Origin of the sequence: Chitinophaga sp. NPDC101104 (genome assembly GCF_050277495.1) — a bacterium.
Taxonomy (GTDB): domain Bacteria; phylum Bacteroidota; class Bacteroidia; order Chitinophagales; family Chitinophagaceae; genus Chitinophaga.
This window is the reverse complement of record NZ_JBNNSF010000001.1, coordinates 3,371,894-3,398,878: the sequence shown is the minus strand read 5'-3', so window position 1 is coordinate 3,398,878 and position 26,985 is coordinate 3,371,894. Positions and strand designations below refer to the sequence as shown.

Below are 26,985 nucleotides of genomic sequence, written 5' to 3'. Positions count from 1 at the left end.
CAGCCTTTATTCCAGACTCCCTGGTAAAACCCTGCCCCTGGATTTCCATTTCCAGACATGGCGGCCCTTGACAGGGGGCCGCCTTTCCCGTTGGGAATGATGCATTTCGTCCGGTTTACCGCGCATTTCGTGTAATTCCGGTCCCGGTCAAATTGCGTACATTTATATTAACGGCGATATGGATATCCTGAAAACAATCACCCGGCTGCGGCTGCATCATGTATTCTTCTGGGCCGCGTTCTTTGTGGTGTGGATCACATTGCGGATAGACGATTACCCCGACCTCACGCCTACCGTGCTGGCCGGGCTCCTCAAGGTGCTGTCGCTGGCGGGCGCGGTGTATTTTACCAATTACGTATTGATCCCGAAGTTCCTTTATACGAAGCGCTACGCGGCCTTTGCCGTGAGTTTCACTGCATTGGTGGCCGTTACGGGGTTTGTGGTGATCAGGGTGCTGAACATGATCCTGCGGCCATATGCTTCCACCATCACGCATTGGCCGAACGCTACGTTGAACAGCCAGTTGTACGACGTGTACATCCCCCTGTTTTTCATGGTGGGCGCGGCGGCGGGGATCAAGTTCTACATCGATCAGATCCGGACCGTCCACCGTTTGCAGAGCGCCCTGCGCGCGGGGGCCGAACAGGAATTGCAGTTCCTCCGTTCCCAGATCAACCCGCATTCACTTTTCAACTCCCTCAACACGATCTATTTTCTCATTCATAAGGAAAATACGCTGGCGCGGGAAACGCTGCTCCGGTTCTCCGATCTGCTTCGCTACCAACTCTACGAATGCAATACCGAAAAGATCGACATCGCGAAGGAGATTTCCTGCGTGGAGAATTACCTCGCCCTGCAAAGGCTCCGCCATGGCGCGCAGTACGAAATACATTTCGAAAAGGGCGACGGGGTGAAGGATTTCGACATCGCCCCGCTCCTGCTGATGCCCTTCGTGGAAAATGCCTTCAAGCACATTTCGCATCGTGCTTCGAATGCGGTTCATATCCAGATGGAAAGGGAAAACGGACGCTTCACGTTTACGGTGGAAAATACCTGTGAACCCCGGCCGCAGGGCGCTCCGGGCGGCATCGGGCTCAGCAACGTAAAGCGGCGGCTGGAACTTTTGTATAACGGGAAACACGCGCTCTGCATCGTGCCGGGCGCGCAGCATTTTGCGGTCACATTAACCTTGCAGGTATGAAATTACAATGCCTCGTCGTGGACGACGAACCCCTGGCGCGCCAGGGCCTCCGCGAATACATCGCCGACGTCAGTTTCCTGGAATGGGCGGGAGAATGCGGCAGCGCGCCCGAAGCGGCGGATTTCCTCCACCGCCAGCCCGTCGATCTCCTCTTCCTCGACATCCGTTTGCCACGGCTCAGCGGACTGGAATTCCTGCGTACCCTGCCGCAAAAGCCCCTCACCGTCATCACCACCGCCTATCCCGATCATGCGCTGGAAGGCTTTGAGCTGGATGTGCTCGATTATCTCCTGAAGCCCGTTTCCTTCGAGCGTTTCCTCAAGGCGGTGAACAAGGCTAAAGCGCAATTGAAAGCGGAGCCGCCCGACCATTTCTATATCAAGTGCGAACACCGGATCGAGAAGATACGGTTGGCGGACGTGCTCGTCGTGGAAGCGTTGCAAAACTACATCGCCGTGCATACCGCGCAACGGAAATACATCACTTACCTTACGTTCAGGGCGGTGGAAGAATACCTGCCGGCGGAGCAATTCATCAAGGTGCACAAATCCTATATCGTGGCCGCCTCGAAAATCGACAGCATCGAAGGCAATACGATTTCCGTGGGTGCGCACGAAGTGCCCGTGAGCCGCGCGCTGCGCGACGAAGTCATGGAAAAAATCCTGCAGAACCGCTATCTAAAGCGTTGAATCCCCGGCAGAAGGCAGGCGCCGCTTCCTGCGTTTGTTGAAAAGCATGAGGCCTTTATCGATCCCCTTGCGCATTTCAGCCTGCTGCTCTTCGGGCAGGGCGATCACTTCCGCGCAGGCGTCGCTGCAGCACTTGCTGTACTTTTTCGCGCATTTTTCGCACTGGATGAACAACAGGTGGCAGCCTTCGTTGGCGCAGTTGATGTGATCGTCGCAGGGCTCGCCGCACTGGTGGCATTGGGCGATGATCTCGTCGGAGATGCGCTCGCCCAGGCGGTCATCGAACACGAAGTTCTTGCCCCGGAATTTATTCGGCAGCCCTTGTTCGCGGGCTTTGTTGGAATATTCGATGATGCCGCCTTCGAGATGGAAGACGTTGCTGAAGCCGTGGTGCAGCATGTACGCGGAGGCTTTCTCGCAGCGGATGCCGCCAGTGCAGTACATGATGATGTTCTTGTCTTTGTTGTCTTTCATCATATCCACGGCCATGGGGAGCTGCTCGCGGAAGGTGTCTGACGGTACCTCCAATGCCCGGTCGAAATGGCCTACTTCGAATTCGTAGTGATTGCGCATGTCGATGATCACGGTGTTTGGGTCTTCCGTCAGTTCGTTGAACGCCCGGGCATCGAGGTACTTGCCGCGGTTGTCCATATCGAAGGTGGGATCGTCGATCCCGTCGGCCACGATTTTTTCCCGCACCTTGATTTTCAATACCCAGAAAGATTTCCCGTTATCGTCTACCGCGATGTTGAGGCGGATGCCGTTCAGGAAAGGGATGGAATACAAATGATCGCGGAAAGCTTCGTAGTTGTGCTCGGGGATGCTGACCTGCGCATTGATGCCTTCGCTGGCCACGTAAATACGGCCAAACACCCCGAGTTGGTTCAGGGCCAGGTACAAATCATCCCGGAAAATCTGCGGATCGGAAATTTTGGCGTACTGGTAAAACGATACCGTAACGCGGCGGAAAGTTTCCGCGGCCAACCGTTGCTTTAACTCGGTGGCTGATACTCTGTTGTGTAGTGCCATAAGAGAATTTTAAGGACCAACGCCGGTGGAACAAAATTCTTTAAATAATTGATAATCAATTTGAAGCTTCCTGCCGTTTAACCTGACAGGTTGCAACCGGCGCAAAGGTACGGAAATTTTTTTCGCCGGCCGGGGACGGGACAGCAACCGGCTGTGTTTCAAATCACATTCGTCAAATACATTATTCGTATCGGATGCATGCGGGCAGGTGGCAGTTAAATTATGGCACGCTTTTGGAAAAAGGGATATATGAATGTGAGAATGATTCCCGTGCTGCCCCGATTTCTTAACCCTAAACAGTAACCTATATGAGTATTTACGCAATTTACCTCATCAGCGCCATTGTTTTGTTTTGTCTTTACCGCATTGCAGCTTATCATGCACACAGCGAAGTAAAACTTAAAAAAGCGGCAGGCAACGGCAGGCGGAAAACACTCCGCGTCCGCGCTTAACCGCTTCCCAACGATATCCTTTGGCAAGCTAAAAAAAGGAAAGGCTGTCTCCCGGCAATCGGGCAGACAGCCTTCGTCTTTATACAAATCGTTGCTATTCCACCTTGAACGCACCGCCCAGGATCCCTCCAAACCCAAGCCGCACCCCGATCCGCGTGTCCGTTTGACTTTGGTACCCGGCCACCACATCTACCCGCAGCACTTTGAAGATATTTTCCAGCCCGGCGAAAACCTCCACGTAATTATTGTTCCTGTTCACATAAAATGCATTGCTCCCCGCCACCAGGTGCCACTTCAACCGGTTGAACAGCGGGATGCGGTTGGTGAGCAGGCCGTTGAAATGATGCTCTACGTTGGCCGTGGCGAACAGATCGGCCGTGGTACTGTATTCGTAATACCCCGCGAGCTGAAAGCTGCTAAGGTAGCGGATATTGAGGAAGGTCTGGTTGCCATTGAAATGCTGCATGTCGGGGATGGGGACGGATTGGGCATTGAGGAATCCGCCTAATCCCACATGGTATTTCAGTTCTCCCAATAGCTTGAAATTCATTTCATCTTTCACGTCGAAGTTCCATTTATCGAAATTGGCGTCCATGAAGCCTTTACGGTAGCCGGCAGACAGTGTCGGGTATTTGGAGCCGATGGCCCTCCTGCCCCGCGGGTACTCGATATATTTTTGTCCGGGCTGGAAGCTGACGTTACCGCCGACCGTGAGCACTTTTTCGTTGCCGAAAGGAATGCCCGCCAGGTCTTCGGGATGATTGGGCGTGAAGGATGACCGGTCGCGGTTGAAGAGCGTGAAATCGGTTGTGTTCTCCACGGCGTTGCGGTTTTCGTACAGCGCATTCACGCTGAAGGCGAACGAACTTTCGTATACCCTGCTGAATCCCAACGTCGCGAAGCGGCTTTCGTACAATTTCATGTAATTCTCGCCCAGCAACAAAGTGTAGAGCGAATTCATCACCGGCCCGATCGGGTTGGCGCGGTTGAACTGGGTGATGCGTTTCCCGCCGCCGGCAGTCCAGGTATTCCTCGCCCCGATCCCGCCATCGGGCACCCGCGTGAGCGTGAAGCCCGTGCTGGCCTGGAGGTGCGTGTTCGAAAACCCGTACCGGACGTTGGACAGCCAGGTCAGGTACCGCCGGTTGGGCAGGGAGAACGTGACACCGGGATTGATCTGCAAAGCCACGCCTTCCACCGTGTTGTAGCTCAGGCCTTTTATCAGTCCGGGAATGTGTAGGGTGTGCGACTGCACGGAAGTATCTCCCTGGAACCACCAGCGATGGTCCACGCCTCCCCACAGCACGTCCATCGCTTTTACGGGCTGGGGCCTGGCGCGCAGGGAATCCAGCTGCATGCGGCCCTTCGCAGAATCGCGGCGGGCGCGGGCGGTGCTGTCTTTCACATGGAAATCGCGCTGCTCGTCGGCTTCCAGCGGCAGCGGGCGCACACTGTCCCAATACGGCTTATCCCGCCATTCGGCGTTCTTATCGTATTTCATGATCACTTTGTTGAAGTAACCTTTGGGGAACACGGGATGAAGGTCGTATTTGGAATATACGTTCACGGAATTGGCGGTGATGTCGAACCCGAAAAGTTTCGCGGCGAGGTACACGACCTGGTCTTTCGTGCGCCAGACGTCGGGCGCCACGGGCACATGGGTTTGCCGGATCACGAGCGTGTCTATCAGCTCCAGCTGGTACTCTTTGGTGAGCATGAGATCGGTGCTGTGGATGCGCCAGTCGTCTTCCGTGATATAAATATGCCCGGCGAAAAGCGGTTCGTATTTGCGGCGCGGGATGACGAGGATCTTGTTGACCAGTTTGCCGTCGTCCACGAAAGTCCCTTCCAGCCGGTACTTATAATAGAACAGCGCGTTGTCGGAAATGGGCGAAATGAATCCCCGCGGCCCTACCTGCGTCTGCATGGCTTCCACGTTGTTTTTGTAGAAATTGATGACGGTGGGGATGTCGAACCCGAGCCCGCCGCCGCTGGACCTGCTGGAGATCACTTCGAGCTTCATGTCGGGGTCTCGCCAGGCGATTTTGGTGAGGGATTCGGTGAGCGCCACGATCCCTTTGCCGGAGGAATCCACGCCAATGTCTGCCGGGTCCACTTTCGTACCGAAGAACCGTTTGGGCATGTTTCGCATCCGGGCGAGCATTTTGATATAGGATTCGCAGGTAAAGTTCTTCACTTGCGAGAGGTAATACGGTCTTTTTTTGATGGCTTGCCGGATGATGGCGTATGCAGGGTCTTCCCCGCCCGACTTAACCACTACTTCCTTCATCTGGAGGCTCACCGGTTCCAGCGAGAAATTCAGTTCCTGTGGCCCGCTTCCCGCTTCCACACGTTTCTCTTCCTTCCTGTAACCCATATATTGGCAAACGATGACATGGCTGCCAGCTGGCACATCCAGCACGTAAGCGCCCCTGGCATTGGTAGTGGTACCGAGGGTGGTGCCTTTGATCATGACGGTGGCGAACGGGAGCGGCTCGCCCTGGTGATTGGTGACGACGCCGCGGACGTGGGCGGCGGAGGCAGGGAGTACAAACAGGATCAGCAAAAACGGAAGTACAATTTTCATCATGTGTCAAATGTAACGGTTGGCCTTACACGCGGCTACCCTTTCCCGGGCTTTTAGACAAACTTTAACACACAAGAACAGATCAGGCCGCTTTTTTGGGCGCGGGGCGCAACACGCTCGCCGAAAGCGCGCCCATGCCTGCCACCAGCCCGCCGATGAGCGCCGATGCGGCTACGAGCACCGTGGGCATTTTGCTCCCGGCGATCAGCTCGCTCATCCGGTTCCCCAGGATATGATCGTTCCGGATATCTGCCACCAGCGCCAATGCGCCCCACAGGAGGAAAATGGCCAAAAAGCCGCTGAGGAATGCCTTTCCGGGCCGCTGTTGCCAAACGAGCGCCACGATGAATGCCGCCACGGCAATAGCCCACCAGGGCAGGAAAAGTCCGAGGATGTAGCCCAGCAGGGCGGTCAGAAGGATAGCGAGCACAAAGCGCATGCGGGTGGATTTAAGAGAAATACAGGTAATCGGAAAGGAATTTACACAATTCAGCCACAAATTCACAAAAAAACAAGTTTCTGCGAGTTTGTGGCTGAAGGTTCGAAAACGTGTGCTTCCGTACGTTAGCGGCTGGCGTCCAGCGCCTGCAGCACGTCTTCCAGGATATCGTCTTTATGTTCGAGGCCGCAGGAAATGCGGATAAGGCCCGGCGTGATGCCCACTTTCAGCCTTTCCGCCTCACTGAGCTTGGCATGTGTGGTGGATGCGGGATGTGAAGCGATGCTTCTGCTGTCGCCCAGGTTGGCCGTGAGGCTCAGGAGCTCCAGCTGGTCGAGGAACCGGCGGCCGCGCTCCAGTCCGCCCTTGATCTCGAAGCAAACGATCCCTCCGCCGGAGGACATTTGTTTTTTCGCGATCTCGTATTGCGGATGGGAAGCCAGGAAAGGGTATTTCACCCATTCCACGTGCTCGTTGCCTTCCAGCGCCTCCGCCAGCGACAGCGCCGTGGACGCGTGGCGCTCCATGCGCACGTGCAGCGTTTCCAGGCTCCGGGCCAATACCCAGGCGTTGAACGGGCTCAGCGACGGGCCGGTGCTTCTGCAAAAGGCGTATACTTCGTCCACCAGCTCCTTTTTACCCAGCACGATGCCGCCCAGCACGCGTCCCTGCCCGTCGAGCCACTTGGTAGCCGAATGGGTGACGAGGTCTGCGCCGAATTCCAGCGGCCGTTGAATGGCGGGCGTGGCGAAGCAGTTATCGACGTTCAGGAGCACATTGTGCTTCTTTGCGATTTTCGATACCAGCTCGAGGTCGATCACGTCGAGGCCCGGGTTGGAGGGCGTTTCGATGAAGATCATTTTCGTATTGGGCTGGATCAGGGCTTCGATGGTTTCGGGTTTGGTGATGTCGAAATACGTATGCTGGATGTTCCATTTGGGCAGGAACTTCGTGATGACCGTATGCGTGGAACCGAAGATGGACGCGCTGCTCAGCAGGTGATCGCCGGCTTTGAGGAAAGCCATGAAGCTGCCGAAAATGGCGCTCATCCCCGACGCGGTGGCGAAACCGCTCTCCGCTCCTTCCAGCGCGCTCATGCGCTGGGAAAATTCTTCCACGGTCGGGTTGCTGAAACGGGAGTAGATGTAAGCGTCCGTTTCGTCGGCGAACGCGGCCCGCATGGCTTCCGAATCTTCATAACAGAAGCTGGAAGTCAGGTATAATGGGCTGCTGTGTTCCATGTTCGGCGTTCTGCCGGGTTGTATGCGGATGGCCCGGGTCTCGGGCCGGAAGGTCGGTTTGATTTTTCTCTTTTTCATGTTCCAGTTGGTGTCAGGCATTGAGTTTTACTTCCCAGGTCAGCTCTGTGTTGCCCCGGCGGAGGGTTTCGGCGACGGAGCAGTATTTGTTCATGGACAGTTCCACCGCGCGGGCGGCCTTGTCGGCGTCTACCTTGCCTGCGATATGAAATATGATATGTGCTTTTTCCCAGAGCGACGGTTCCTTGCCCTGCTCCCGGTCGGCTTCGATCTCGATGCGGAAGTCGGTGATTTCCTGGCGCTGTTTCTTGAGGATCATCACCACGTCGATAGCGGAGCAGCCGCCGAGGCCCATGAGCAACATCTGCATAGGGCGAACGCCGTTGTTTTTACCGCCGTTTTCTACGGAGGAGTCCATTAATACCTTGTGGCCCTGCTCGTCCACGGCTTCCATGTTAAACCCGTCGTCAATGCGTTGTAAAGCGATCTTCATATCTCTTGTTTGTTCGGTTTGATGTAAAATTAGCAGATATGCTGCGCTTCAAAGATAAAATATCTCTATGAATAACATACGGATGACAAACGGGGTTCGTCAGCCCGGATTTGTAAATGGGCGTCGACTTTTGTAGGTTTGCGCAAAATTTTTTACACCGTTGTCATTGCAGACCTTTCACAGCCAGCAGCCGTTCAGGCTGGAATCCGGCGCGGTATTGCCGGGGATCGAGATCGCCTATCATACTTACGGGACCCAAAGCCCCACGGGAGATAACGTGGTCTGGATCTGCCATGCCCTTACCGCGAATTCGGATGTGGCCGACTGGTGGACGGGCCTGGTGGGCGAAGGCAAGGTGATTGACCCGGCGCGGCATTTCATCGTGTGCGCCAATATTTTAGGGTCCTGCTACGGCAGTTCCGGGCCGCTGAGCACCGACCCCGCAACCGGGGAGCCCTGGTTCCGGACGTTCCCGCAGGTGACGATCCGCGACATCGTGCATGCGCACATCCTCCTCCGCAAACATCTCGGCATCGAACGGATCGGTTTGCTGGCCGGCGGCAGCATGGGCGGTTACCAGGTGCTGGAATGGGCGCTCATGGAGCCGGAGCGCATCGGCCGACTGTTCCTCCTCTGCACCGGCGCGGCCGAAAGCGCCTGGGGCATTGCCGTGCACACCTCGCAGCGCCTGGCCATCGAGGCAGACGGGAGCTGGGAAGAACCGCGCAGGGATGCAGGCGCCAAAGGGCTCAAAGCCGCCCGCGCCATCGGGATGCTCACCTACCGGAATTATCAGACCTTCATGAAGGCCCAAACCGATCCCGACAACGAGAAAACCGACAATTTCAAAGCGTCTTCCTATATCGTATACCAGGGCGATAAGCTCGTCCGCCGCTTCAACGCGCAATGCTACTGGTTACTGACCAAAGCGATGGACAGCCACAACGTTTCGCGCGGGCGGCATGCCGACGTGGCCACTACCCTTCGCCAGATCGAATCCAAAACCCTCCTGATCGGGATCACCAGCGATATACTTTGTCCGCCGGAAGAACAAATGCTCCTGGCGCGCCACATGCATAACTGCGTGTACCACGAGATAGACTCACCGTACGGGCACGATGGCTTCCTCATCGAATTCGAAAAAATCGGCCGGATCCTCCGCGAATTCCTCGAACTGCGATAATCCTTCCACCGGAAACCAACACCAGATTTTCAGCGATCGTCAAACTACTTTGATGGCGCCGGTCATCCTTGTATTACCCATATTTCTAATTGAAAAATTTTTGGTTTTCAAAAAATAGCTTAACTTCTCTGTATCAACTGATACAATATCATAACCTGTTCATTTTCATTAACCAAATTCCTAACCTGCGCCCTTTCCGATCACCAAATCCAGACTTTATGAAAGTATGTAGACAAAGTTTTTGCTGGCTGGCCACTTTGCTGGTTTTCCTTTGCCAGGCTTCCTTCGCACAACAACAGCAGACCATCAATGGTACCGTGCTGGACGCTACCACCCGGCAGGCATTGCCGGGCGTGACCGTGTCCGTCAAGGGCGCCAATGCGGGGGCTGTCACCAACGCGAACGGTGAATTTTCTGTTCGCACGACGCATAAACTGCCGCTGACGCTGGTTTTTTCCTTCGTGGGCTACTCTCCGCTGGAACAATCGGTGACGGACGCGTCCACTTCCGTGAACGTGCAGCTCAGTTCCACTGAAATCCTCGGGCAGGAAGTGGTGGTGTCGGCCAACAGGACCGCCCAAAGCGCCCTGGAATCGCCGGTGTCCATTGAAAAGATCGATAGCCGCGCCATCAAGGCGATGCCGGCCCCAACGTTCTACGACGCATTGGCCAATATGAAGGGCGTGGAGCTCAGCACCCAGAGCCTCACTTTCAAATCCGTGAACTCCCGCGGATTCAACAGCAACGGTAACACCCGTATGTTGCAGCTGATCGACGGGATGGACAACCAGGCCCCCGGCCTCAACTTCTCCGTGGGCAATATCGTGGGCATTACCGAACTGGATATGGACAACGTGGAAGTGCTGCCCGGTGCGGCGTCTGCGCTGTACGGGCCGAATGCGCTGAACGGGATCGTGCTGCTGAACAGCAAAAGCCCCTTCCAGTACCAGGGCCTCAGCGCCATCGTGAAATCCGGTATCCTGAGCGAATCCGGCAGAAGCAAGGGCACAACCGGTTATTATGACGTGGCCGTTCGCTATGCGAAAGCCTTCAACGATAAATTCGCCTTCAAAATCAACCTCGGATACATCAAGGCAGACGACTGGCAGGCGTACGACGACCGCGACCAGAGCCTGCTGAACGGTTTCGACCTGAAATCCGGCAACCGGAGCAACCCGGGGTATAACGGCGTCAATATTTATGGCGACGAAACCAACGTGAACATGTTCCAGGCGTTGAAGCCGACAGCCTTTACGCCCGGGAACCCGCTGAGCAATGGCATCGCAGCACTGTCGGCCGCAACGGGCGGTCTCATCACGCCGCAACAGATCTACCGCGCATTTATGCCGGACAGCGCCCGGAGTTACGTTTCCCGCACGGGTTACAACGAAAGGGACCTGGCCGATTACGATACCAAGAACCTGAAAGCGAACGTGGCATTGCATTACAAGATCAATCCCAACCTGGAACTGCTCGCGCAGGGCAGCTACGGGACCGGCACCACCGTATATACCGGGGCCGACCGCTATTCCATCAAGAATTTCCGGATGGGACAGTATAAGATCGAGCTGCGGGCGGATAATTTCTATGTGCGCGCATATACCACGCAGGAGCGTTCCGGCGATTCCTATGCCGTGGGCACGCTCGGCGCCGGCATCAACGAAGCCTGGAGCCCCAGCGCCGCCAAGTGGTTCCCGGAATACTTCGGGACATACGCTACCCAGGGCCTGACGACTTTCTCCACTGCCTTCCAGCAGGCGATGGGCAGCGGCCAATCGCCGGCACAGGCTTTTGCTACCGCAACGGCCGCTGCGAAAGGCGGTTCCGGCGGGTTCCACGACGCAGCGCGTAAATATGCCGACCGCGGCAGGCTCATGCCCGGCTCCAAAGAGTTCGAAGACGCGGCCAACAAAGTAAAAGACAAGCCCATTCCAGGAGACGCCAATGGCGTGGGTGCCAAGTTCATGGACAAGACCAACCTGTACCAGGGCGAGTTCATGTATAACTTCAAGAACCAGATCAGCTTCATGGAACTGATGGTGGGCGGTAACTACCGCGTCTATGCCCTCAATTCCGAAAAAACTATTTTCGCGGTAGACGATAACGGCGACGAATTCCGCATCCACGAATACGGCGGTTATGTGCAGGTGGGTAAAAGATTGCTGGAGGAGAACCTCAAACTGAGTGCGGCATTGCGTTACGACAAGAACGAGAATTTCGAGGGGCAATTCAGTCCCCGGCTTTCCGCAGTGTACACTTTCCTGAAAACGCATAACATCCGCGCGTCTTTCCAGACCGGTTTCCGCATCCCGCACACCCAAGACCAGTACATCGACCTGCTGACGCCGCAGGCCCGTTTGCTGGGCGGCCTCCCCTTCCTCCGCGAACGGTACGGGCTGAACGGCCCCAACGTGTTCTCGCTCGAATCCATCCAGGCCGGCGCTCCCAAGCCTTATACTTTCCGGGAGTTCAAGCCTGAAAAAGTGGAGGCGTTCGAACTGGGGTACAAGGCGCTCATTTCCGGTAAATTGCTCATCGACGCTTATGCGTATACCAACACCTTCAAAAACTTCAACGGCAGCCAGGTGCTTGTAAAAGTGACGGCTACCGGCCAGGAAGTCTACAGCATCCCCGTGAACTACGAAAAAGACCTCAAATCCTGGGGTTGGGCGCTGGGGCTGGATTACCGCCTGCCCGCCAACTTTACCGTGGGCGGCAACGTGTCTTACAACAAACTGCGCAACGAAGACGAGCTGGGCGGCTTCCAGGCGATGTACAACACGCCGCGCTACCGCTACAACCTCAACTTCGGCAACCGCAATGTTGCCCAGAGCAATTTCGGGTTTAACATCTCCTGGCGCTGGCAGGAAGCCTTCGTATGGTCTTCCTCCTTCGTGGGGCCGCTGGTGCGGGTGAACAACCTCGGCGAAATCCCCGCCTACGGCGCATTGGACGCGCAGGTGTCTTACCTGTTCCCCAAACCGAAGGTTACACTGAAGATCGGCGGCGCCAACATCACCGGCAAGCAATACATCCAATCATGGGGCAACCCCACGGTGGGCACGCAGGCATATGCTTCCATCGGTTACAACCTCTAGTCATTTTCTGAATTGCCATAATAGCGAAGGCCCCGGTTTTACACCGGGGCCTTCTTTTGTTGTAACCCTCATGATTGCTCAAGAGTATCTTTATACGTTAAAGCGGAAATGCATCACATCCCCGTCGCTAACGACGTATTCCTTTCCTTCGATGCGGAGGCGTCCATTGTCGCGCGCAGACGCTTCGGAGCCGAATTTCACATAATCTTCATAACCGATCACTTCCGCTTTGATGAACCCTTTCTCGAAATCGGTGTGGATCACGCTGGCGGCCTGCGGGGCTTTCCAGCCGCGGTGGATCGTCCAGGCGCGCACTTCCTGAACGCCGGCGGTAAAGTACGTGATGAGGTTCAGCAGTTTATAAGCGGAGCGGATGAGGCGGTTGAGGCCGGGCTCGGTGAGGCCGTATTCGGAGAAGAACAGTTCTTTATCGGTAGCGTCTTCCAGTTCGCTGATCTGCGCTTCGATGGAGTTGTTCATGATGATCACCTCGGCGTTTTCGGCCTTCACGGCTTCCTGGAGCGCCTGGGAGAATTTGTTGCCGGTGAGGATGGAAGCCTCGTCTACGTTAGCCACATAGAGAACGGGCTTGTCTGTCAGCAGGAAAAGATCGGCGATAGCGGATTTTTCTTCTTTACTGAGGCCCAGTTCGCGGATGTTGCGGCCTTGTTCGAGGAATTCCTGGCAGCGTTTGAGGATTTCGAACTCGGCTTTGGCTTTGGCGTCGCCGCCGGTTTTCGCCATTTTCTCGGTGCGGGCGATCTTTTTCTCCACGCTTTCGAGGTCTTTGAGCTGCAGTTCGGTATCGATGATGCCTTTGTCGCCTACGGGGTTGATGGGCCCTTCGTCGCGGAGGATGTTCTCGTCTTCGAAGCAGCGGATCACGTGCACGATGGCGTCTACCTCACGGATGTTGGCGAGGAACTTGTTGCCGAGGCCGTCCCCTTTGCTGGCGCCCTTTACGAGGCCGGCGATGTCCACGAACTCCATCGTGGTGGGCACGGTGCGGTTCGGTTTTACGAGCTCGGCGAGCTTGTCGATGCGCTCGTCAGGCACGTCCACCAATCCCACATTGGGCTCGATGGTGCAGAAGCGGTAATTGCTCGCTTCAGCTTTTGCGCTGTTGGAAACAGCATTAAACAAGGTTGACTTCCCTACGTTCGGTAATCCGACAATTCCTGCTTGCAAGGCCATTTTTCAAAAAATTTGCGCAAAGATATGAAAACCATTCCGTATTTCAGAGATAACCGGGAAAGAGTTACAACCTGCACGTTACATATCACAAAATTATGGCCGGGATGGAATGAAAAGCGTATTTTGGCCGCTTATACCACTAAACCGCAGGACTTTATATGGCCTTAAATTACGTCTGGATCGCATTTTTCGTGATTTCCTTCGCCGTGGCACTGTTCCGCCTCATCTTCATGGGAGACGCCGACATCTTCGGGGCCATGACCAAATCGCTGTTCGAAAGCGGTAAAACCGGAGCGGAACTGGCGTTGGGCTTGACGGGCGTCATGGCTTTCTGGCTGGGGATCATGAAGATCGGTGAGCGGGCGGGTATGATCTCGGTGTTTGCGCGGGGCGTGAGCCCTTTCTTCAGCAGGCTCTTCCCCGGCATTCCCAAAGGTGACCCGGCCATGGGCTCGATCGTGATGAACTTCAGCGCCAACGCACTGGGGCTCGACAATGCCGCCACGCCCATGGGGCTCAAGGCCATGAAGGAGCTGCAAGACATCAATCCCGACAAGGATACCGCCAGCAATGCCCAGATCATGTTCCTCGTCCTCAACACGGCCGGCATCACCATGATCCCCACGGCGGTGATGGCCCTGCGGTTATCGGCGAAGGCCGCCAACCCGGCGGACATCTTCATCCCGACCATGATCGGCACATTCATCTCCTTCATTTCCGGCATGATCGCCGTGGCGATTTTCCAGCGGATCAACCTGTTCAAATTGCCCATACTCGTTTTCATCGGCGGGTTCATCGGCCTCATGGGCGGGCTTTACTGGTGGATGCGCGATATGCCTTCCGACCAGATCGCCACCAATACCGCTATCATCGGCGGGATCGTGATCTTTTCGGTGATCGTTTCCTTTTTGCTGATGGGCATGAAGAAGAAGATCAATGTCTACGACGCGTTTATCGACGGCGCCAAAGAAGGGTTTACGACCGCGGTGATGATCATCCCCTATCTCGTAGCCATCCTGGTGGGGATTGCGGTGTTCCGGGCCTCCGGCTGCCTCGACGTCATCATTAACGGCATCTCTTACCTGGTTGCCCTCGCGGGACTGAACACCGACTTCGTTCCCGCCTTGCCCGTTGGTATCATGAAAATCTTCAGCGGCGGCGGCGCGCGTGGCGTGATGGCCGAACTGATGGACACCTACGGCCCGGATTCCTTCGTAGGAAGGCTCGGCTGCATCATGCAGGGGTCCACGGAAACGACGTTCTATGTGCTGGCGCTCTATTTCGGATCGGTCAATATCAAAAATACACGCTACGCCCTCACCTGCGGGCTCATCGCGGATGCGGTGGGTATCATCGCATCAATCATCATCGGCTATATCTTCTTTCATTAACCATTAAAAACGGAACCAACAACAATCTGATGCAGAAAAAATTCTCCCTTCATGAAGACTGGATCTCGGTGATCCTGGCTTTTGCCGCCATCCTCCTCATTATCCTCGGCGTCAGGCCAGCCATGCCGAAATTCGACTGGAACAGCGGGCAAGACCTGCTCGCGCGGCTGACCGACCTTTCCAACTACGGTAAAATGCTCGCCATGTTCGCCTGGGTGATCGGCGCATTGCTCATCGCCTACATCCTGGGCGGAAAGAAAGTGCCTGCAAGTTTGTTTACCGGCGCCCTCGCCATCTTCGCGGTGTCCATGTTTGCACAGGTGATCACCAGCAACGCGGCCATTAAAGACCTCGGGATCGAGATCGTGCTGTTCAGCCTGCTGCTGGGGCTTTTCATCAGCAACGTCATCGGTTTGCCGGAATGGATCAAGCCGGCGTTGCAGACGGAACTGTTCATCAAAACGGGCCTGGTTTTGCTCGGATCGGGGATCATTTTCCAGGAATTGATGAAAGGCGGCGGATTGGGCGTGCTGCAGTCCGTTGTCGTGGTTTTCTCCGTGTGGTATTTTACGTTCTGGCTTTGCAAGAAATTCGGGCTGGACGATGAGTTCAGGATGATGATCTCCAGCGCAGTGAGCATATGCGGTGTATCGGCGGCCATCGCCACGTCGGGTGCCATCGAGGGAGACAACAAGAAACTGTCGCACGTGATTTCCCTGGTGCTGATCGTCGCCATTCCCATGATGATCTTTATGCCGTACCTCGCGCAGTGGATGCATATGCCGCCTGCGGTGGCGGGCGCCTGGCTGGGCGGTACCATCGATACTTCCGGCGCGGTAGTGGCGGCGGGGACCCTCCTCGGCGAAGAAGCCCTCAAATACGCGACGATCGTCAAGTTCTCGCAGAACGTGCTTCTCGGCGTAGCGGCGTTCCTCATTTCGTTCTGGTGGGCTTATTCCAAGAAAGCGGAGAATCAGCCCCGGCCCGGTCTCCGCACGATCTGGGACCGCTTCCCGAAGTTCGTGCTGGGCTTTATCCTCGTGTCGCTCGTATTTTCGTTCGTCCTTTCCCCCGAAACTGTGAAGTCGGTCAAAGCGCCCATCAAGGAGCTGCAAACCTGCTTCTTCGCGCTGGCGTTCACCTGCATCGGGCTGGAGACGAAATTCACCGATATTTTCAGGATGGAAAATGGGCGTCCTGCCATGGCGTTCATCATCGCACAGGTGTTCAACGTCCTGGTGACATTGGGTATCGCGTACCTGGTGTTCGGCGGTTATCTTTTCAGCTAACGTTATTTGCGGTACATTTCGCGGAAGCCTGCGCCCCTCCGGGCGCGGGCTTTTTCTTTTCATACCGCGGATCCTGCTATTTGCGCTCCCCGATCTTCCATTCATGCCGTAACCATTGATCGCCGGAACGGCTTCCCTCATTTTTGCGCTACGCATATCGAGGCGGACCATTCAACAGGGAAATCCAGCATCCCGATGCCCGGCGCCGGCGTTTCGCGGCCCGGCGCTAGTGCAAGGAGCGGGAATTCGCCAAATTTGCGATCATCCCATCTAAATAACTTGCAATGAAGAACATGACATTCCTGTTAACGCTGGCCGCATCCGGCCTTTTCTGTCTTTCCTGCCAGCAGAGCGGCGGCGCATCCTCCCATGGCGATTCCACCGCGCTGCAAACCGCGGCTGAAGCGCCTGTAGCTTCCGCTCCCGTCAAATATCTCAGGAAATACACCCGCACCCTCGCCGGTGATGAACCCGAAGTGCTCACGTTCAGTTACGGCGCCGGGCACCGCCTCATGGCCGTTAGCAAAGCGGGCGACGAACAGGGCGGCCAGCAATTCGAGTACGATGGCAACGGCCGGTTAACGAAATTGACTTACTGGCACGACGGCCGCCGCCACGTCATCAGCTACACCTATTCCGGTACCGGCGCCACGGGGGACGAACAGGTTTTCGAAGAAGGGGAAACTACGGCCCAAAGCTCCGCTACCTGGACCATCGGCATGCAGAACGGGAAAGTAACTTCCATCCGCAAAACGAATACGGAAGATCCGTCTGAAAATTCGTACCATGTGTACCGCTACGAGGGCGATAATCTCACCTACATTGCATCCATGGCGGCGAACGGGAAAGATACGGCGGGCGTAACGAGTTTGACGTACGGCAGGAAATCGAGCCCCTATGCGGGCATGCGCCAGCCGCTCCTCCACCCTACCGCGCTTTTCTTCCTGCAATCCGCCAACGATATGACTTCCATGGCCATGCGCAGCAAGCAGGTACATGCGGAAATAGTTACGACATATGAATACAAATACGACGCGCAGGGATACCCGGTTTCGGGCGTAGAGAAAGATGCCGGTGATGTTTCCGCGACGTCTGTATACGAATACGAATAGATAAGACCGGAAAATTGGAATTCACGGCGCGACATCGAATTGTGCAAAAGGCACGCTTCGGCTATCGCGCCATCTTTTTTTGCAGTAATATTTGGGTAAGCGGGTTAATTCACTTCCGGTTCAGACAACCGATCCTTGATGACATCTGCATGGCGGAGCCCCCAACCGTCGATTTGCGAGAGGATCGGCAGGAGGCTTTCGCCGAGGACCGTAAGGCGGTATTCCGACTTTTTGGGATAGGCAGTTTCATTTTCCACCGTCTTTTCCACGACGCCGAACTGCAGCAACTCCGCCAACTGCATTTCGATGACGCGCTGCGAGGCTTCCCGGATGTATTTGGCGATGAGGCTGGGGCGGGTCATGCCTCGGTGGATGGCATCCAGGATGCAGCATTTCCATTTGCCGCCCAGTACTTTCATAGCCAGGTAGAGGCCGCAGTCGAGGTCTTCTTCGATTTTTCTCGTATACATAGCGTTATAAATTTACGCCATTCTCCGTAACGCCGTTGCCGCGAACATACCGAATCTTTTATCGGTTATTGACTCCCCTGCCGTTTCCCGTGATCTTTGTGCCGTAGAAAAATTATCGACATGGAAAAAGGAATCGGCGCAGGCGCGCATTTTACGGTGAGTTACAAAGATGTATTGCCCTTCATGATCTGGATCGGGGTATTTTTCATGACCTGGCTCTTCATGCACGGGGCCGATCATTACCTCCAATTGACGCCGGACGCGCTGGGCAGGTATTACGATTACCGCTGGTTTCTCATCGCGCATATCACCGCAGGCGGCGGCGCCCTCATTTCCGGGATCGTCCAGTTCTGGCCGAAGCTGCGCAATTTCAGTTGGAAGCTTCACCGCGCCATCGGTTATCTCTATCTCCTCGCCATCATCGTCAGCAGCCTGTCGGCGCTCGTATTAGCTTCCACGACGGCGCGCAGCATCAGCTGGGGGTACTCATTTACCCTCCAGGTCTGGGCCAGCGTATGGATCAGCGCTACTTTCATCGCCTGGTGGACGGCCTTCCGCCGCCAATTCAAGCTGCACAGGGAATGGATGGTCAGAAGCTACATCGTGACCGTGGCGTTCCTGGTGTCGGGGTTTGCGTTGAAAATACCTTACGTGCAGCAACTGGGCAGTTTCGAGGAAGTGTCTGTGCCGATGTTCTGGATGGGATGGGCCGTTCCGCTGTATGCGTACGAGATCATCCGCACGGGCAGGGCGAAAGGGAAAAAGTGATTCAGTCGTATTTCCCGGTCTTGTCTTCGATGGTGACCGACCGTTCCTGGTTATTCTGGATTTTAACGTAAACGAGCAATTGTCCCGCACCGGCTTTGAAACAGGCTTCCTGGGCCAGGCGCACCACTTCCATCACCTGGTCGTACCGGCCTTCCATAACGGTCTCGAACGGACAAACGCGGTATTTCAGGCCGCTTTGCTGGATGATGGCGATGGCTTCGTCTACTACCGCGTATACTTTCTCCGAGGCCACCTGCGGTACGATCTGCAGGGCCAGGTTCACATGATGCTGATGCATGGTTTATTTTTTCCGGGTGATCACTTCGTATAAATCTTTGCGAATATCCTTCAGATTCTGGACGCTTCCAAATGCATGCAGTTCTTTCAGCAATACGAGGTCTACGTCTGCCACCACGATCATTTCCGTGTTGGGCGTGGCATCGGCCTTTACGCCGGTAACGGGAAATGCGAAGTCGGAAGGCGTAAGCACCGCAGACTGTGCGTATTGCAGGTCCATGTTGTTGACACGGGGAAGGTTGCCCACGCACCCGGCGATGGCCACATAGCATTCATTTTCGATAGCGCGGGCCTGCGCGCAGAAGCGCACACGGTTGTATCCGTTTTGCGTATCGGTGAGGAAGGGAACGAAAAGGATCTGCATCCCCTGGTCCGCCAGGATCCGCCCCAGTTCCGGGAATTCGACGTCGTAGCAAATGAGGATCCCGATCTTCCCACAATCCGTATCGAACACCTTTACTTCGTTCCCGCCCTTCATGCCCCAGCTATACACTTCACTGGGCGTGGGATGGATTTTGCGGAAAGATTCCCAGGTGCCGTCGCGGCGGCAGAGGTAACTGATGTTGTACAGCAGATCGTCGATGACGATGGGCATGCTGCCGGTGATGATATTGACGTTGTAGCTCACGGCGAATTCGGAGAATTTCTCGCGCAGGGGCTCGGTATATTTTGCCAGTCCGCGGATGGCCGCCGCGGGGTCGAGCTGGTTGAACTCGATCATGAGGGGCGCATTGAAGAATTCCGGGAACACGACGAAATCCGCTTCGTAATCGCTCACGGCGTCCACGAAAAACTCCACTTGCTGCAGGAGGCCGTCCATGCTCCCGTAGGTCCGCATTTGCCATTGCACGAGGCCGATCCGCACGGTGGATTTGTTGTAGCGGATGGTGTCGCGGTCTTTTTCATAATAGATATTGAACCATTGCAGCAGCGTGGCGAAGCCTTTGGAGGAGGTGTCGTTCGGGAGGTAATTCCGTAATATTTTCTTGACGATGAAATCGTTGCTGAACTGGAAGGTGAGCGTGGGATCGTAGATTTCCTTGTCCTGCACTTTTTCGAGGTACTGGCGCGGGCTCAGGCGGTCGGCGTACTTTTCGTAGTTGGGAATGCGCCCGCCGGCCACGATGCCTTCGAGGTTGAGGTTCTCGCAAAGAGCCTTGCGCGCATCGTATAGCCTCCGGGCGAGGCGTTTCCCGCGATAATCGGGATGTACGAACACTTCGATGCCGTACAGCGTGTCGCCCTTCGGGTTATGGGTGCTGAAAGTATAATATCCCGTGATCTGTTCGTAGGTGTGGTCGTCCCCGAATTTCTCGTAATCCACGATGATGGAAAGAGCGCATCCCACCACCTTGCCGTTTACGGTCACGGCGATCTGTCCATCGGGAAAGAGCTGTATGAGCCGCTGGATGGTACCTTCCCGCCAGTAACTGCCGGGCATGTCCGCATACGCGCTCATCATGGATTCTTTGAGGTCGCGGTAATCTTCCGCCGTCAGTAGCCTTATATCGATCGTTTCTTCTGCCATTTTCCGCTATTTTGGGTTATTTACACAAATTAACGTTTTTGGCATTAAAAAAGATTGGGCCCGTCGCGGGAAGTTCAAACCCGCAAACGGACCCACAGGCAAGCAAGGCCTGTAATACACCCGTGAATTAAAAAAAACTTATTGCCGTAGCACGTCTTCGATGTAGATGCGCTTGCTGTTGGAGGTTTGCAGAAAGCTCTTGTTCGCTTTCCTGATCTGGAACATCGCTTTCACCTGGCGAAGGAAAACCGCGGGCAGCCAAACCAGCGACGCAATGATCCGTTTGTCGCGGCTCATGACCGCCACGATGGCGAAGAACGTGATGGGGAACTGCGCCAGGATAGCGAGCCACACGATGGAAAGCACAGGATCGACCCAGAAATTCACCACTACCATGAGCAAGGCTGCGCCGATCTGCATGAACAACGGCGGCCGGAGCAGGTTGATGCCGAAATAGATGAGGTTGGGGCTCATGCGCCGGAGGCCGGTACTGAACACGTCCCATCCATATGCGAAGTACTTGAAGTAAGCGTTGATCCAGCGGGTGCGCTGGCGCTCCATCGCCTCCCCGGAGTCGATCTTCTCATCATATACCTTCGCGTCTTCGGCGTAAGCCAGCAGCGGGATCTGCTTCACGATGTCGGCCTGTATCTTTTTATCGAACCCGCCCAGGAAGTTCCGGTAAATGATGCTTTTATACAGCGATAATTCCATGGCGATGCCCAGCCCCCAGATGTTGGCGGAGCAGCCCAGTTCCATGCGCATCCTTCGGTCGATGAAGTTGTAGAAATAGTTCCCCGCCGCATCGAGACAGGCATATGCGCTGTCGGTATTTTTCGCCAGCATATTGGTTTGCACGGCCCGGTGCCCCTTCGCGAAATGACCGTTCAATACTTCCAGGTACGAAGGATGCAGGAGATTGTCGGCATCGAGGATCACGATCACATCGTGTTCCGTTTCGAACTGCTGTATGGCGAAATCGATGGAACGGATCTTTGCGTTGAGATGCGTGGCCGGCACCAGCACTTTCACCTGCGGGTGCGTGATCCCGATATCGGTCTGCTCGCAGGCGTCTGCCACCACGTACACCACGAAATGCGGGTACGTCTGTTTCAGCGCGGAATCCACCAGCGGCGGAATCAGCTCCAGGTTCTTGTGCGCCGTTACCACGATGCCGAAAGAACGAGGCCTGTCTTCCACGGGCGCCGCCGGCTTCCGTTCTCCCCCAACCGCCCTGAAGGCCCGTTTGAGGCCGAATATCAGCAGCAGGATGAGGGGTTGCAGCACGTACAGCGCCAGCACCGCCTGCACGGCCAGCCATGCATAGTAAAGAACATTCGCCATACCTGGTTATTTATGCTTTTCCCAAACGGTAAAAAATCCACCGGTCATGCCCGCCGGCAGCAGGTCCGCGATCTTGCAGTCGAGCCGCTGGAGCGCGGGCAGTTTTTTGGTGATGAAAGAGAACGGGAACACGTCTTCCAGGAAGTTCGCCTTGCCGAAACGTACGATGCGGAAGCGGTTACCGGCAGACATGCGCTGGAGGTCGTTCCGTGAAAAGAACTGCACGTGGTCGAGGTTATCTGCGGCCGATTGGACCGTGGTGCCGGAATATCCCATCGATTTTTTCAGTTTCACGATGAGCTTCCAGGCCCAGCCGTTGCTTTCGCGCATGGCCAGCACCGGGCGGGTCACGAGGAGCTCCCGCGGCCCGTTGCCGTTCGGAACGGTCACGATGAGGATGCCGTCGTCCTTGAGCGACTGGTACAGCACGCGCAGCAGGGCGTCCGGGTCCTGGAGGTGTTCCAGCACTTCGCTGCAGATGACTACGTCGAACAGTGCGCCGGAGGCTACGAGCTCTTCCGCGCTTTTCACTTCGAAACGGGTGTTGGCGTTTCGATTGAGCTCGTTGGCCCGTGCAATGCTTTGCGGGCTGACGTCGATCCCCAGCACCTGGAATCCCTTTCCGCCGAGATGGCGGCTGATGACCCCGTTGCCGCAGCCTACGTCGAGGATACTTGCGCCCGGCGCAAACCTCGACGAGACCGCGTCTGTGATGAACTGCAACCTTTTCTGGTCGGCAGCCCTGTTATATTCTTGCGTTATTTCGCTCATGTTGTTTGCTTGGTTGTCTTGAAACGATACGGAGATAGATGTCTTCGATCTGCCGCGCCATGCTTTCCTGGCTGAACCGGTCTTCGATGGTGGCCCTGGCCGCCCGCTGCAGGAAGTTCCTGTTTTCCGGGTTGAGGTGCAGGGTCGCCAGCGCGGCCGCCAATGCGGCCGGGTTCTTTTCCGGGACGATGACGCCGTTGCCGCCGTGGCGGACGATTTCCTTCGTGCCGTCCGTGGCCGTTGCCACCACCGCTTTTCCCATGGCCATGGCCTCGAGCAGGCCGATCGGCAGCCCTTCCCAGAGCGAAGGCAGACAGTAGATGTCCATCGCCTGGAGGAGCGCCGGAACGTCTGTCCGGAACGGCTGGAACACGACGGCATGTTCGATTCCCAGCGACCGTGCCAGCTCTACCACCTCGGCTTTCAGCTCGCCATCGCCCACCATGAGCAGCACGATATCGCGCTGTGTGCGGAGCAGCTCTGCGAATGCGAGGATGAGCGTTTGCGGATCTTTCTGCAAAGTCATCCTGGCGATGAACCCCACCACGGTTTTATCGGGCGAAATGCCCAGTTCTTTCCGGACGTCGGGGAACTGGCGCGAGGGGTCGAAGATCCGCCGGTCGATGCCGTTGTTCACCACATCGGCTTTGAAACCGGAGAAATGCTTCGTACCGGTATCTCGGTTGGAGGCCGATACGGCGATGTTGGCGGCGGAGGCCGATGTAAGCAGCCGTTCCGACCAGATCCGCAGTTGCTTTTGCACCCGGGGTTGATCGTCGTGGAAAGACCAGCCGTGAATGGTGTAGATCATGGGCCGTTTGCTCCACTTCGCCGGCAGCAGCAGGTTGCTGGCTGCGCGGGAACCATGGGCATGCACGATGTCGATCCCTTCGTCTTCGATGAGTTGCTTCACCGTTTTCCAGGTGGAAGGATCGAAGGCGCGGGTAGACGGGATGACGTGGTGGCTGACGCCCATTTCGCGGAGCCGGTCGATCATGGGGCCTTCCGTGAAGGAAAGCACCACGGGTTCGAAGCGGTCGCGGTCGAGCGCGGAGACGAGGCTCAGCACGTGCGACTCTCCCCCACCGATCAAGCCCTGGCGGATGGCCTGCAGAACGCGTATTTTGCGGTGCTGGTCCATCACGCGGGGATAGTCGCGGGACGGGCAGCTTTTTCCCAACCCTGCGGAAGTTTTTCGTATATCTCGATGTTCTCGAATTCCTTGCTTTTGCGCGCGCCTACCACTTTCGCCCATTCGGCCATCCTGCGGATGCCTTCATCGAGCGATACGCCCGATCCGGCGCCGAAAATGGCATGTGCTTTCGTGTGGTCGGAATAGGCGTGCATCACTTCGTTGCGTGCGGCCAGGTAGTTGATGCTGGGCTCAACGCCGAAGCAGGCGCCTACTACTTTCGCCAGTTCGTTCACGGTGTAGGGCTTGTCTGCACCGATGTTGAACACCTGGTTGTAGGAAGCGGGCGTGTTCACGCTATGCGCGATGGGGATGGCCACATCGTCGATATAGCTGAATGCGCGGGTCTGTTCGCCGTCGCCGAAGATGGTGAGCTGCTGGCCCTGCATGATCTGGTTCATGAAGATGCCGATCACGTTACGGTATTTGTCGCCGATGTTCTGGTTTTCGCCATATACGTTATGTGGGCGGAATACCACGTAATTGAGGCCGAACATTTCGTGGGCGGCTTTCAGGTCCAGTTCCACAGCGTATTTGGAAACGCCGTAGGGATCCTCGGGCATAGGGGTCATATCTTCGCGCATGGGCAGCTGTCCGGCACCATAAACGGCGATAGACGAGGTAAAGACGAAGCATTTTACTTTATGCTTGATCGATTCGTTGATGAGGTTGATGCTGCCAACGAGGTTGTTGTTGTAGTTGAACCGGCGGATGAAGTGCGACAGACCTTCTGCGGCATAAGCGGCCAGGTGGTATACGTAAGTGAACTTGTATTCTTCGAAAAGGCCCGTCACGAGCTGATCGTCGGTGATGGAGCCCTGCACGAATCGGGCGCCTGCGGGAATGTGGTCTTCGAAGCCGCCGCTGAGATCGTCGAGCACTACCACTTCATGCCCCATTTCGAGGCAATGGCGTACTACGTGTGATCCGATAAATCCGGCGCCGCCGGTAACCAGTGAAGTAATTTTAGACATGTTTTGAACTTTTTTTATTGATTAAACGGGTGATGTGTGTATTAAACGGGGGAATATTTGGATTGCGTCAGGTTCCAGAAAGTGCCGCGGAGGAATGATCCGAGATGATCGAATTTTCCTTTCAGCGTGTATTTCAGCACCGATTTGGGAAAGGTCAGGCAGCCGAAGAACAGGTAGAAAGCGGCGAGCTGCCGTTTCGACGTGTTGCGGCGCATGTACAGGATGCGGTTGCGCGTCATGTAGTATACCTTGATGGGGCTTTCCTTTCCCATGGTGATGGATTCCTTGTGGAAGATCAGTCCGTCAGCATTGTAATAGATTTTATACCCGGCACGGAGGATGCGGGCCGACCAGTCGGATTCTTCGTAGTAGATGAAGAATTTCTCCGCGAAGCGCCCTACTTTCTCGATCACTTCGCGCTTTACCATCATGGCGGCGCCGTGCGCGCACCAGGTGGGGCCGGAAGTGTTGTGCTGGCCGTTGTCTTCCTCCTTGCTGCCTACGGCCCAGGTGCGCCCGGTCAGCAGGTTCATCTTATGGAAACCGGCGTACTGGATCACATTGGGGTGATGCCAGAAACGGATCTTCGGGCATACGACGCCGATGTTCGGGTCGGCCCCGAACGGTGCAAGGAGGTGTTGCAACAGGTCTGGCGTTACTTCGGTGTCGTTGTTCACGATAAACACGAACTCGCCTTTGGCGTGCTCGATGCCGAGGTTGTTGCCGCCGGTGAAACCGAGGTTTTCGGGACTGATGATAAGCTTTACATTGGGATAGTTCCCGGCTTCGATCTGTGCTGTGGGATCTACTTTGGAACCGTTATCGATGACGATGGTCTCGAAATTTGGGTACGTCAGTTGCTTCGTCGATTCCAGGAACTCACAGGTAACGGCCGTCTGGTTAAAGTTCAATGCGATGATCGAAACCAGGGGCGCTGTTTTCAGCTGTTCCATATCTGGTAAATTCTGTTTCATTCGGTGTTGTTCGGTGATTCGGTGCCCGGAATCCTTTTCCGGTGGGGTATTTGATATCCGGGCAGGCCCGGTTGTATTTTATTTTATATACTATACGTTGTCTTTCTGCAGGAGCGCATTCGGCGTGCTGGCCAGGATCCACATGTCGAACAGCACGGTGTGCTTCTGGGCGTACTCGATATCCAGGTTGATCCTTTCTTCCACGCTCATGTCTTTCTTCCCCCGTTTCTTCACCTGCCAGAGCCCGGTGAGCCCCGCCGGCGCCATGAACCTTCCGCAATAGCTGTCGGTAGTGAGCGATGCGGCCTCGTAGAGGGGCAAGGGCCTGTTGCCGACCAGCGACATATGTCCCAGCAGCACGTTCAGCAGTTGGGGGATTTCGTCGAGGCTGGAATTGCGCAGGAAGCTGCCGAGGCGGGTTACGCGGGGATCGTTGCTGATCTTGAAGAACACGGGGCCTTTATCGCCGGTATCGTACTGGTTGAGATGGGCCATGTTCTTCACCTGTTGGTCGGCGTCGTTGACCATCGTCCTGAACTTGTAGAAGTTGAAGATGCGGTAACGCTGGCCGGCGCGCCGGGAGATATAGAAAACGGGCCCTTTCGATTCCAGTTTGATGAGCGCGGCGATGAGCAGCAGCAGGGGGCTGAGAATGAGCAGACCGGTCCCTGCGGCGAGGATGTCGATCCCTCTTTTTACATAATGGTTAACGTAGGCGGAAGGAGCTTTGCGCGGCTTGATGTCGCCGGTGGTCTGTGCTGGCCGGGTGGCGAGCGAGCGGAGGCGGATGGCCTGGTCGCGGATGGAAATGAATTCATCGACCGATGTATCGGCCGTTACCACGTTATCGATGCCGCCGGCGGAACGGATCTGCTGGCGGAGCTCCGGCGTAAGCTGTTGCACATATCCGAACATGGGCACGTCTGCCAGCGCATCGAGGGAGCGGATTTGCTTTACCAGTTCAGCGGGCCTCCCGGTGGAGCTGATGTTGCAAATGATATATGACGGCTTCACATCCATCGGCAGCTGGTCCCGCAGTATTTTCGCGGCGGAATGAATGCTGCTGACAACCAGGAGCCGGTCGGGCCTTTCCGGCTGCATGCGCTGCATGAATCCCGGATCGCCTATACAAAGCGCCCAGGACCTTGCCGCGCTCGCAGCCAGGGGTACTACCTTGGTCGTAACTTCTTTTTTTAGGGGTAATGACAAATGGTGAATCATCATGTTCGGATTATAGGTGTTATTCAATAG

The 26,985-nt window shown here is 55.8% G+C and carries 23 protein-coding genes; 8 read left to right on the top strand and 15 right to left on the bottom strand.

Annotated features, from left to right (window positions below; translation table 11 throughout):
* Positions 1-178 precede the first annotated feature (178 nt).
* Entirely contained in the window at positions 179-1,201 is a 1,023-nt protein-coding gene (locus tag ACQKLP_RS13625) for a sensor histidine kinase (protein WP_427323298.1), read from the top strand.
* Positions 1,198-1,890, top strand: a complete 693-nt coding sequence (locus ACQKLP_RS13620; RefSeq protein ID WP_427323297.1) for a LytR/AlgR family response regulator transcription factor — start codon at positions 1,198-1,200, stop codon at positions 1,888-1,890. Before ACQKLP_RS13625 ends, ACQKLP_RS13620 begins: the two co-directional genes overlap by 4 nt.
* Here the strand turns inward: ACQKLP_RS13620 and ACQKLP_RS13615 are convergent.
* The 5 genes from ACQKLP_RS13615 to ACQKLP_RS13595 all read right to left on the bottom strand — a co-directional run bounded on the left by ACQKLP_RS13615 (position 1,879) and on the right by ACQKLP_RS13595 (position 8,149).
* The gene (locus ACQKLP_RS13615; RefSeq protein ID WP_427323296.1) at positions 1,879-2,919 is read right to left on the bottom strand and encodes a rhodanese-related sulfurtransferase; all 1,041 of its coding nucleotides are present in this window, start codon (positions 2,917-2,919) and stop codon (positions 1,879-1,881) included. The two genes, ACQKLP_RS13620 and ACQKLP_RS13615, sit on opposite strands and share 12 nt — an antisense overlap.
* Positions 2,920-3,465: 546 nt before the next feature.
* On the bottom strand, positions 3,466-5,961 hold the full coding sequence (locus ACQKLP_RS13610; protein ID WP_427323295.1) for a DUF5686 and carboxypeptidase regulatory-like domain-containing protein: 2,496 nt from the start codon (positions 5,959-5,961) through the stop codon (positions 3,466-3,468).
* A 79-nt stretch (positions 5,962-6,040) separates the two neighbouring features.
* Complete coding sequence (locus tag ACQKLP_RS13605; protein ID WP_427323294.1) at positions 6,041-6,397, bottom strand: hypothetical protein; 357 nt, start codon at positions 6,395-6,397, stop codon at positions 6,041-6,043.
* A 125-nt stretch (positions 6,398-6,522) separates the two neighbouring features.
* Positions 6,523-7,716 carry a trans-sulfuration enzyme family protein gene (locus ACQKLP_RS13600; protein WP_427323293.1) on the bottom strand — a complete coding sequence of 398 codons (1,194 nt, stop codon included), beginning with the start codon at positions 7,714-7,716 and terminating at the stop codon, positions 6,523-6,525.
* 13 nt (positions 7,717-7,729) lie between these two features.
* Complete coding sequence (locus tag ACQKLP_RS13595) at positions 7,730-8,149, bottom strand: OsmC family protein (RefSeq protein WP_427323292.1); 420 nt, start codon at positions 8,147-8,149, stop codon at positions 7,730-7,732.
* A 160-nt stretch (positions 8,150-8,309) separates the two neighbouring features.
* On the opposite strand from ACQKLP_RS13595, the gene metX reads away from it, so the two are divergent.
* Complete coding sequence (gene metX / locus ACQKLP_RS13590; protein ID WP_427323291.1) at positions 8,310-9,332, top strand: homoserine O-acetyltransferase MetX; 1,023 nt, start codon at positions 8,310-8,312, stop codon at positions 9,330-9,332.
* 218 nt (positions 9,333-9,550) lie between these two features.
* The gene (locus tag ACQKLP_RS13585) at positions 9,551-12,430 is read left to right on the top strand and encodes a TonB-dependent receptor domain-containing protein (protein ID WP_427323290.1); all 2,880 of its coding nucleotides are present in this window, start codon (positions 9,551-9,553) and stop codon (positions 12,428-12,430) included.
* Between the two features lie 90 nt (positions 12,431-12,520).
* Here ACQKLP_RS13585 and ychF read toward each other — a convergent pair whose 3' ends face one another.
* Positions 12,521-13,624, bottom strand: coding sequence for a redox-regulated ATPase YchF (ychF, locus tag ACQKLP_RS13580; protein WP_427323289.1), 1,104 nt, complete (start codon positions 13,622-13,624; stop codon positions 12,521-12,523).
* 158 nt (positions 13,625-13,782) lie between these two features.
* On the opposite strand from ychF, the gene ACQKLP_RS13575 reads away from it, so the two are divergent.
* The 3 genes from ACQKLP_RS13575 to ACQKLP_RS13565 all read left to right on the top strand — a co-directional run bounded on the left by ACQKLP_RS13575 (position 13,783) and on the right by ACQKLP_RS13565 (position 17,416).
* Positions 13,783-15,015 carry a nucleoside recognition domain-containing protein gene (locus ACQKLP_RS13575; RefSeq protein ID WP_427323288.1) on the top strand — a complete coding sequence of 411 codons (1,233 nt, stop codon included), beginning with the start codon at positions 13,783-13,785 and terminating at the stop codon, positions 15,013-15,015.
* Positions 15,016-15,044: 29 nt separating this feature from the next.
* Positions 15,045-16,304: a YeiH family protein gene (locus ACQKLP_RS13570; protein WP_427323287.1), complete on the top strand. Its 1,260-nt coding sequence runs from the start codon at positions 15,045-15,047 to the stop codon at positions 16,302-16,304.
* Positions 16,305-16,588: 284 nt separating this feature from the next.
* Positions 16,589-17,416, top strand: coding sequence for a hypothetical protein (locus ACQKLP_RS13565; protein WP_427323286.1), 828 nt, complete (start codon positions 16,589-16,591; stop codon positions 17,414-17,416).
* 104 nt (positions 17,417-17,520) lie between these two features.
* Here the strand turns inward: ACQKLP_RS13565 and ACQKLP_RS13560 are convergent, their stop codons facing one another.
* Positions 17,521-17,886 carry a winged helix-turn-helix transcriptional regulator gene (locus ACQKLP_RS13560; RefSeq protein ID WP_427323285.1) on the bottom strand — a complete coding sequence of 122 codons (366 nt, stop codon included), beginning with the start codon at positions 17,884-17,886 and terminating at the stop codon, positions 17,521-17,523.
* A gap of 120 nt (positions 17,887-18,006) precedes the next feature.
* Between ACQKLP_RS13560 and ACQKLP_RS13555 the strand changes: the two genes are divergently transcribed.
* The gene (locus tag ACQKLP_RS13555; protein WP_427323284.1) at positions 18,007-18,654 is read left to right on the top strand and encodes a DUF2306 domain-containing protein; all 648 of its coding nucleotides are present in this window, start codon (positions 18,007-18,009) and stop codon (positions 18,652-18,654) included.
* 1 nt (position 18,655) lies between these two features.
* Here the strand turns inward: ACQKLP_RS13555 and ACQKLP_RS13550 are convergent, their stop codons facing one another.
* From ACQKLP_RS13550 to ACQKLP_RS13515, 8 genes are all read right to left on the bottom strand, one after another.
* Positions 18,656-18,952 carry a thiamine-binding protein gene (locus tag ACQKLP_RS13550; protein ID WP_427323283.1) on the bottom strand — a complete coding sequence of 99 codons (297 nt, stop codon included), beginning with the start codon at positions 18,950-18,952 and terminating at the stop codon, positions 18,656-18,658.
* Between the two features lie 3 nt (positions 18,953-18,955).
* Positions 18,956-20,479 carry a GNAT family N-acetyltransferase gene (locus ACQKLP_RS13545; protein WP_427323282.1) on the bottom strand — a complete coding sequence of 508 codons (1,524 nt, stop codon included), beginning with the start codon at positions 20,477-20,479 and terminating at the stop codon, positions 18,956-18,958.
* Between the two features lie 138 nt (positions 20,480-20,617).
* Positions 20,618-21,823, bottom strand: a complete 1,206-nt coding sequence (locus ACQKLP_RS13540) for a glycosyltransferase family 2 protein (RefSeq protein WP_427323281.1) — start codon at positions 21,821-21,823, stop codon at positions 20,618-20,620.
* A 6-nt stretch (positions 21,824-21,829) separates the two neighbouring features.
* Positions 21,830-22,594 carry a class I SAM-dependent methyltransferase gene (locus ACQKLP_RS13535; protein ID WP_427323280.1) on the bottom strand — a complete coding sequence of 255 codons (765 nt, stop codon included), beginning with the start codon at positions 22,592-22,594 and terminating at the stop codon, positions 21,830-21,832.
* On the bottom strand, positions 22,569-23,774 hold the full coding sequence (locus ACQKLP_RS13530; RefSeq protein ID WP_427323279.1) for a glycosyltransferase: 1,206 nt from the start codon (positions 23,772-23,774) through the stop codon (positions 22,569-22,571). The genes ACQKLP_RS13535 and ACQKLP_RS13530 overlap by 26 nt, the downstream gene beginning before the upstream one ends.
* Positions 23,735-24,760 carry an NAD-dependent epimerase/dehydratase family protein gene (locus tag ACQKLP_RS13525; protein WP_427323278.1) on the bottom strand — a complete coding sequence of 342 codons (1,026 nt, stop codon included), beginning with the start codon at positions 24,758-24,760 and terminating at the stop codon, positions 23,735-23,737. The genes ACQKLP_RS13530 and ACQKLP_RS13525 overlap by 40 nt, the downstream gene beginning before the upstream one ends.
* Positions 24,761-24,801: 41 nt before the next feature.
* Complete coding sequence (locus ACQKLP_RS13520) at positions 24,802-25,713, bottom strand: glycosyltransferase family 2 protein (protein WP_427323277.1); 912 nt, start codon at positions 25,711-25,713, stop codon at positions 24,802-24,804.
* A 111-nt stretch (positions 25,714-25,824) separates the two neighbouring features.
* Entirely contained in the window at positions 25,825-26,844 is a 1,020-nt protein-coding gene (locus ACQKLP_RS13515) for a sugar transferase (RefSeq protein ID WP_427323276.1), read from the bottom strand.
* Between the last annotated feature and the right edge of the window lie 141 nt (positions 26,845-26,985).